Source organism: Micromonospora sp. 4G55, from assembly GCF_016803375.1.
Genome location: NZ_JAEVHN010000291.1, coordinates 1 through 7,441 on the forward strand (window position 1 = coordinate 1; position 7,441 = coordinate 7,441).

Annotated in this window: 6 protein-coding genes and 3 pseudogenes; 6 read left to right on the forward strand and 3 right to left on the reverse strand. The window is 74.5% G+C overall.

Annotated features, from left to right (window positions below; translation table 11 throughout):
- Positions 1-1,911: ATP-dependent RNA helicase HrpA (gene hrpA, locus JNW89_RS21640; RefSeq protein ID WP_238450289.1), on the reverse strand; the 1,911-nt coding region annotated here is incomplete at its 3' end.
- A gap of 150 nt (positions 1,912-2,061) precedes the next feature.
- Here hrpA and JNW89_RS21645 point away from each other — a divergent pair.
- Positions 2,062-2,535, forward strand: a complete 474-nt coding sequence (locus tag JNW89_RS21645; protein ID WP_154938401.1) for a cytidine deaminase — start codon at positions 2,062-2,064, stop codon at positions 2,533-2,535.
- Positions 2,536-2,602: 67 nt separating this feature from the next.
- Here the strand turns inward: JNW89_RS21645 and JNW89_RS21650 are convergent, their stop codons facing one another.
- Complete coding sequence (locus tag JNW89_RS21650) at positions 2,603-2,962, reverse strand: YciI family protein (RefSeq protein WP_238450290.1); 360 nt, start codon at positions 2,960-2,962, stop codon at positions 2,603-2,605.
- A gap of 283 nt (positions 2,963-3,245) precedes the next feature.
- On the opposite strand from JNW89_RS21650, the pseudogene JNW89_RS38945 reads away from it, so the two are divergent.
- The 5 genes and pseudogenes from JNW89_RS38945 to JNW89_RS21675 all read left to right on the forward strand — a co-directional run bounded on the left by JNW89_RS38945 (position 3,246) and on the right by JNW89_RS21675 (position 7,271).
- Positions 3,246-4,143 (forward strand): annotated as a pseudogene (locus tag JNW89_RS38945) (FecCD family ABC transporter permease).
- 157 nt (positions 4,144-4,300) lie between these two features.
- On the forward strand, positions 4,301-4,555 hold the full coding sequence (locus JNW89_RS21660; RefSeq protein ID WP_238450291.1) for a hypothetical protein: 255 nt from the start codon (positions 4,301-4,303) through the stop codon (positions 4,553-4,555).
- Positions 4,507-5,308: pseudogene (locus JNW89_RS21665) on the forward strand (FecCD family ABC transporter permease). Before JNW89_RS21660 ends, JNW89_RS21665 begins: the two are co-directional and overlap by 49 nt.
- A 26-nt stretch (positions 5,309-5,334) precedes the next feature.
- Positions 5,335-6,096 (forward strand): annotated as a pseudogene (locus tag JNW89_RS21670) (ABC transporter ATP-binding protein); the annotation flags it as partial.
- Positions 6,097-6,326: 230 nt separating this feature from the next.
- The gene (locus JNW89_RS21675) at positions 6,327-7,271 is read left to right on the forward strand and encodes an ABC transporter substrate-binding protein (protein WP_238450292.1); all 945 of its coding nucleotides are present in this window, start codon (positions 6,327-6,329) and stop codon (positions 7,269-7,271) included.
- Here JNW89_RS21675 and JNW89_RS21680 read toward each other — a convergent pair.
- Positions 7,261-7,441, reverse strand: a 181-nt coding sequence (locus JNW89_RS21680) for a hypothetical protein (protein ID WP_238450293.1), incomplete at its 5' end; no start/stop codon positions are given. The genes JNW89_RS21675 and JNW89_RS21680 overlap by 11 nt on opposite strands.

A 7,441-nucleotide genomic window follows, 5' to 3' on the forward strand; every position in this document is an offset into this window, starting at 1 on the left:
TCCGCCGCCGCCCTGATCCGGGGTACGCAGCACCTGGCGCAACTGGCTGACGATGTCCTGCCACTCGCGGACCCGCAGGTAGTTCAGGTATTCCGCCTTGCACATCCGGCGGAACGCGCTCGACGACAGCGTCCGCTGCTGCTCCCGCAGGTAGCGCCACAGGTTGAGGAACGCGACGAAGTCGGACTCCTTGTCGGCGAACCGGGCGTGCGCCTGGTCGGCCTGTGCCTGCTTCTCCGCCGGCCGCTCGCGCGGGTCCTGGATGGAGAGCGCGGCGGCGATCACCACCACCTCGGTGGCGCAGCCGTTGCGCTCGCCCTCCAGCACCATCCGGGCCAGCCGCGGGTCGACCGGCAGCTGGGCCAGCCGCCGGCCCAGCGGGGTGAGCCGCTTCGCCGGGTCGGACTCGGTCGGGTCGAGCGCGCCCAGCTCGTGCAGCAGGTTGACGCCGTCGGTGACGTTGCGCCGGTCCGGCGGGTCGATGAACGGGAACGCCGCGATGTCGCCGAGCCCGATCGACGTCATCTGGAGGATGACCGAGGCGAGGTTGGTGCGCAGGATCTCCGGGTCGGTGAACTCGGGCCGCGACTCGAAGTCCTGCTCGTCGTAGAGCCGGATGCAGATGCCGTCCGAGGTCCGCCCGCAGCGGCCCTTGCGCTGGTTGGCCGAGGCCTGCGAGACCGGCTCGATCGGCAGCCGCTGCACCTTGAGCCGGCTGGAGTAGCGGGAGATGCGAGCCGTACCCGGGTCGACCACGTACTTGATGCCGGGGACGGTCAGCGACGTCTCGGCGACGTTGGTCGCCAGCACCACCCGCCGCCCGGCGTGCGGGGCGAAGACCCGGTGCTGCTCGGCGATCGACAGCCGGGCGTACAGGGGGAGGATCTCGGTGCCGAGCAGCGACCGTTTCTTCTCCACCAGTTTGCCCAGCGCGTCGGCGGTGTCCCGGATCTCCCGCTCGCCGGAGAGGAAGACCAGGATGTCGCCGGGCCCCTCGGCGGCCAGCTCCTCGACCGCGTCGCCGATCGCCTGGATCTGGTCGCGGACGTTCTCCTCGTCGTCGCCCTCGTCCTCCTCGGCCTCGCTCACCTCGACCAGCGGCCGGTAGCGCACCTCGACCGGGTACGTCCGCCCGGAGACCTCGACGATCGGGGCCGGCTCGCCGTCGGCGTCGGCGAAGTGTCGGGCGAACCGGTCCGTCTCGATGGTCGCCGAGGTGATGACCACCTTGAGGTCGGGGCGGCGGGGGAGGAGCTGCCGGAGGTACCCGAGGATGAAGTCGATGTTGAGGCTGCGCTCGTGCGCCTCGTCGATGATCAACGTGTCGTACTGGCGCAGCATCCGGTCGGTCTGCAACTCGGCCAGCAGGATGCCGTCGGTCATCAGCTTGACCAGGCTGCGGTCGCTCACCTGGTCGTTGAAGCGCACCTTGTAGCCGACCACGTCGCCCAGCTCGGTGCCGAGTTCCTCGGCGATCCGGTCGGCGACCGTCCGGGCGGCCAGCCGCCGGGGCTGCGTGTGCCCGATCAGCCCGGTGACCCCGCGACCCAGCTCCAGGCAGATCTTGGGCAGCTGGGTGGTCTTGCCCGAGCCGGTCTCGCCGGCCACGATCACCACCTGGTGGTCGCGGATCGCGGCGGCGATGTCGTCCCGGCGCTCGCTGACCGGCAACTGCGCCGGATAGGTGATCACCGGCACGGCGGCCCGCCGCTCCGCCAGCCGCGCCTCCGCGCGGGCCACGTCCGCGGCGATCTCGGCGAGCGCGCCGTCGCGCCGCTCGGGCTCCCGCAGCTTGCGTGCCCCGTCCAGCCGCCGCTGCAGGCGGCGCTGGTCGCGGAACATCAGCGAGGAGAGGCGGCGGTGCAGGTCGCGGACGGTGACGGCCTCGGCGGGTACGGCTGGATTCTGCATGTCGTCGCCAAGGATAGGCAGCCCGCCGCCGGAGCGCCCCCGGGTTACCTCCGGTCGCCAGCCGCACCCCCCCGTCGGCGTCGCTGCCCGGAGCGGCGGGCCGGCCAGGCTAGAGTTTCCGCCGAGCGACACCGATCCGGGGGCGGCGACATGACGATGCTGGACACCGACCGCGCGCTGGTGCAGGCGGCGACCGCGGTCGCCAAGCTGCGCTGCCGCAGCGACAACCACACCGTCGCCGCCGCGGCCCGGACCGCCGACGGCCGGGTCTTCACCGGCGTCAACGTCTACCACTTCACCGGTGGCCCGTGCGCCGAGGTGGTCGCGATCGGCGCCGCCGCCACCCAGGGGGCCGGTGAGCTGGAGGCCATCGTCGCGGTGGGCGACCGGGGGCGGGGCGTCATCCCGCCCTGCGGGCGGTGCCGCCAGGTGCTGCTGGACTACTTCCCGTCGATCAAGGTGATCGTCGGGCCGATGGACGCGCTGCGCCCGGTGCCCGTCGCCGACCTGCTGCCCGAGACGTACGTCTGGGGCGACCACCAGCTCGACGCGCCGATGGCGGTGCGCACCGGGCAGTGGCCGATGCCCACCGTGCCGAGCAGCCGGCCGGCCTCCGAGGACTGACCCTTTCGGCGGCGGCCTCCCGGCGGCGGCCTGCTTCCCGGCGGCGGCTCGCCGCTGCGGCGGCGGGTCAGTCGCCGGCGGCGGCCTCCAGCATCGAGCGGGGCACGCTGACGCTCTCGTAGCGCACGTTGCCCTCCGGCACCAGCCAGCTCGCCACCCGCACCACGAGTTGGCCGGCGCGCACCGCCGGGTCGTTGGCGTACAGCTCGCGGGCCTCGTCCGGGCCGATCGGCAGCACCGCGAGACCGCGCAGGGCAGGGTCGTCCGGGTCCACGAACGGCCCAGCGGCGAGCACGAGTCCCTGCTCCACCAGCCCCGCCTGGTGGGCCAGGTGGGTGTCGTGCAGCAGATCCGCCGCGTCCCGGGGCAGCTCCGGCGCGTCCGCCGGGCGGCTGAAGAGGACGAGGGTGTGCTGGTCGAATCGCATGGACCCAGGGTAGGGGTGATTTTCCCCGGTTGGTTCCGGTGTGCCCGGGTCGGTGACTGATCGACGATGCTCGGTTAGGTCACCCTTCACGTCTCGGCTAAGGTAAGGCGTACCTTAGTTCCAGCTCGGGAGCATCGTGACCACCCTCGCCGCACGTCCGGTCGGCGCCGCCCGCCGCACCGGCGGACAGCGGGGCCGCCGCACCGCCGTCGCCGTCGCGGCCGCGCTGGCGCTGCTGCTGGCCGTCCTGGCCAGCCTCGCGCTCGGCAGCCGGCCGCTGGGCGTGGGCCAGGTCTGGGACGCGCTGGTTGCCCCGGACGGGGGTACGGCGAGCACCATCGTGCGCGAGCTGCGGATGCCGCGTACCGCCCTGGGCCTGGTCGTCGGCCTCGCCCTCGCGGTCGCCGGGGTGCTCTTCCAGGCGCTCACCCGCAACCCGCTCGCCGAGCCGCGGATTCTCGGCATCAGCGCCGGCGCCTCCTTCGGCGTCGTGCTGGCCATCGCCGTCCTCGGCGTCGGCAGCCTCGCCGGGTACGTCTGGTTCGGCATCGCGGGCGCGCTCGGCGCGGGCCTGCTGGTCTTCGCCGTCGCCAACCGGACCCGCGAGGGCGCCAGCCCGGTCACCCTCGCGCTGATCGGCGCGGCCCTCGACGCCAGCCTCGCCTCCGTGGTGTACGCGCTGCTCAGCATCGACGCGCGCACCTTCGAGGAGTACCGGTTCTGGGTCGTCGGCGGGCTGACCGGGCGGGATCTCGGCGTCGCCGCCCAGGTGCTGCCGTTCGTCCTGGCCGGGCTGCCCTGGCCGCGGTGGTCGCCCGGGCCTCGACGCGCTCGCCCTCGGGCGACGACGTCGCCCGCGGCCTGGGCCACCGGATCGGCCTGGTACGCCTCGGCGGCGGCGCAGCCGCCGTGCTGCTCACCGGCGCCGCGGTCGCCTCGGCCGGGCCGATCGCCTTCATCGGGCTCGCCGTGCCGCACCTGGCCCGCGCCCTGGTCGCGCCGACCACCGCTGGACCCTGGGCGTCTCCGCCCTGCTCGGCCCCACCCTGCTGCTCGGCGCCGACATCGTCGGCCGGCTGATCGCCCCGCCCGGTGAGGTGCCGGCCGGGATCATCACCGCGTTGATCGGCGCGCCGCTGCTGGCGTACCTGGTCCGCCGCGCCAAGGTGGTGACCGCGTGAGCGCGAGGAGTGAGCCGGGTCTGCGAGCCCCGCAGTCGCGAACTGAGGCCTGGCACCGTGACGCGCCCCCGACCTCACCGCCGCCGCCCCGGTCACGGCGCGGGACGCCGGACGGGGTCGGCCGGACGGCCTGGCCGGGCTGCCCGGACGGTCGCTGGTGCGGGTCGGGCCGGTCAGCCTCCAGGTGCGTCGCCGCGCGGTGCTCGTCGCGCTCGCCTCGACCGTGCTGCTCGCCCTCGCCGCGCTGCGTCACGCCTCAGCCTCGGCACCCCGTACGTCGCGCCGGCCGACGTGCTCCGCGCGCCTCTCCGGCGCCGGCACCCCGTACGACCTGGTCGTGCTCGACCTGCGGCTGCCCGGCTGGTGCTGGCCGCGACGGCCGGCGCGGCCTTCGGGATCGCCGGCACGCTGATCCAGAGCGTCGCCCGCAATCCCCTGGCCAGCCCCGACGTCATCGGCATCACCCAGGGCGCCGGCCTGGCCGCCACCGTCGCGATCACCACCGGCGCGGCGGCCGTGCTGGTCGCCCCGGCGGCCCTGGTCGGCGGGCTGCGCCGCGGTCCTGCTGCTCGTGCTCGGCGCCCGACACGGACTGGCCGCGCAGCGGTTCGTGCTGGCCGGCGTCGCCGTCGCGTTCGCCCTGCGGGCGATGACCGAGGTGGTCATGCTCTCCGCCGACCCGATCGACGGGCTGCGGGCGCAGATCTGGCTGATCGGCACCCTCGCCGGCAAGGGCTGGACCGAGACCGTCTGGATCGCGCTCACCCTGGCCGTGCTGCTGCCGGTGCTGGCCTGGGCCGGCTGGGCGCTCAACGGTTCCGCCCTGGACGACGACACCGCCCGGGGGATCGGGCTCCGGCCGGTGGCCCGCCGGATCGGCCTGGCCGCCACCGGAGTCGTCGTCGCGGCCACCGTCACCGCCCAGGTCGGCGCGGTCGACTTCGTGGCCCTGGTCGCCCCGCAGGTGGCCCGCCGGCTGGTCCGGGCGGAACGGCCGCCGATGGTGTGCGCCGCGCTGCTCGGCGCGCTGCTGCTGGTGCTGGCCGACCTCGCCGGCCGGCGGCTGTTCGCGCCCACCCAACTGCCGGCGGGCGTGCTCACCGCCGCGATCGGCGGGCCGTACCTGATGTTCCTGCTGGTCCGCGGCCGTCGGCGGTCGTCGTGACGTCCACCCCTGGCACAGGAGGCGCGATGCTCTCCACCCGCGACCTGGTCGCCGGTTACGACGAACGGACCGTGCTGGACGGGCTCGACCTGGAGCTGCCCGCCGACGCGTTCACCGTCATCGTCGGGCCGAACGCCTGCGGCAAGTCGACCCTGCTGCGCACCATGGCCCGGCTGCTCACGCCCCGCCGGGGCGCCGTGCTACTGGACGGCACCGCCATCCGTGACCTGCCCACCCGAGAGGTGGCCCGCCGGCTGGGTGTGCTGCCGCAGAGCCCGCTGGTGCCGGAGGGCGTCACCGTGGCCGATTTGGTCGGGCGGGGCCGGCAGCCCTACCAGCGGTGGTGGCGGCAGTGGTCGGAGCAGGACGCCGTCGCGGTGGACCGGGCGATGGCGCTCGCCGACGTCGCCGGGCTGGCCGACCGGCCGGTGGACACCCTCTCCGGCGGCCAGCGCCAGCGGGTCTGGATCGCGATGACCCTCGCCCAGGACACCGAGGCGCTGCTGCTGGACGAGCCGACCACCTTCCTCGACCTGGCCCACCAGGTCGAGGTGCTGGACCTGCTGCACCGGCTGCGCGCCGAGCGGGGCCGCACCGTGGTCGCCGTGCTGCACGACCTCAACCAGGCCGCCCGCTACGCCGACCACCTCGTGGCGATGCGGGCCGGGTCCGTGGTCGCCGCCGGGCCGCCCCGGGAGATCCTCACCGCGGAGCTGGTCCGGGACGTCTTCGGGCTCGACTGCGTGGTGGTGCCCTGCCCGGTCACCGGCGCCCCGCTGGTGGTGCCCGGCCTCACCAGCCCGTCGCTGGCCCCGCTGCCCGGCGCCGACCCCACGGCCGCCCCGGCTTCCCCCGCCGACCGTGCGGCTTCCGCTGCCGGCTTCGCCTCCGCTGCCGGCTCGGCTTCCGCCGGCCGTGTCGACTTCGACCCGGTGGGCCCGACCGCTCCGGCGGCCCGCCCTCCAGCCGATGGCGCGGACGACCCGCGCGTCGGCCCGTACCCCTCGAAAGGACTCTGATGCGTCGTCTTGCCGCCACCCTCACCGCGGCCCTCGCCCTCGGCGTGGGCCTCACCGCCTGCGGGGAGAGCGACCCGGTCGCCAGCACCGCCGCCGGGGAGACCCGGGAGATCACCCACGCCATGGGCAGCACCAAGGTCCCGGCCGAGCCCAAGCGCGTGGTGGTCCTCGACACCGACAAGATCGACACGGCGCTCTCGCTCGGCGTCACGCCGGTCGGCGCCGCCACCGCCGGTGAGGCGAAGAGCTGGCCGACCTACTTCGGCGCGGAGAAGCTCGCCGGCATCAAGGAGGTCGGGGTTCTCACCGAGCCCGACCTCGAGGCGATCACCGCCCTGAAGCCGGACCTGATCCTGGGCAGCAAGTTCCGGCAGGAGAAGTTCTACGACGAGCTGAGCGCCATCGCGCCCACCGTCTTCACCGAGAAGGTCGGCATCACCTGGAAGGAGAACCTGCTCCTCGACGGCAAAGCGCTCGGCAAGGAGCAGCAGGCCCGCGACCTGCTCGCGGCGTACGAGAAGCGGGCCAAGGAGTTCGGCGAGAAGCTGGGCGACGCCGCCTCCCGCAAGGTCTCCATCGTGCGCTTCATCCCGGGCAACATCCGGGTGTACGGCCCGGACTCGTTCTCCGGGATCGTCGTCGGCGACACCGGGCTGGGACGCCCCGAGCGGCAGCGCCTGGAGGGCAAGGAGGACAAGCGCTTCGACCTGGTCAGCGCGGAGCGGATCAACGAGGTCGACGGTGACGTCATCTTCGTGACCGCGTACGGCGAGAAGGCCGCCGCCGAGCAGGCGAAGGTCACCGCCGGCTCGCTCTGGCAGGGCCTCTCGGCCGTCAAGGCCGGCAAGGCGCACGTCGTCTCCGACGAGGTCTGGATGACCGGCATCGGCGTCGGTGCCGCCAACAAGATCCTCGACGACCTCGCCAAGTACCTCACCGCCTGACCCACCCCACGCCGTTCCCGGCGCCTCCCCGGGCGCCGCCACCACCAGGAGCCGGTTCCACCGGCGCGGCGATGATCGCCGCCTGCTCCCGGGTCGGGGCCGGCAGCCGGAGCAGCTTCGCCAGCTCGACCGGGGTGTAGCGGGGCCCGGCATCGGCGGCCCGGGGCGCC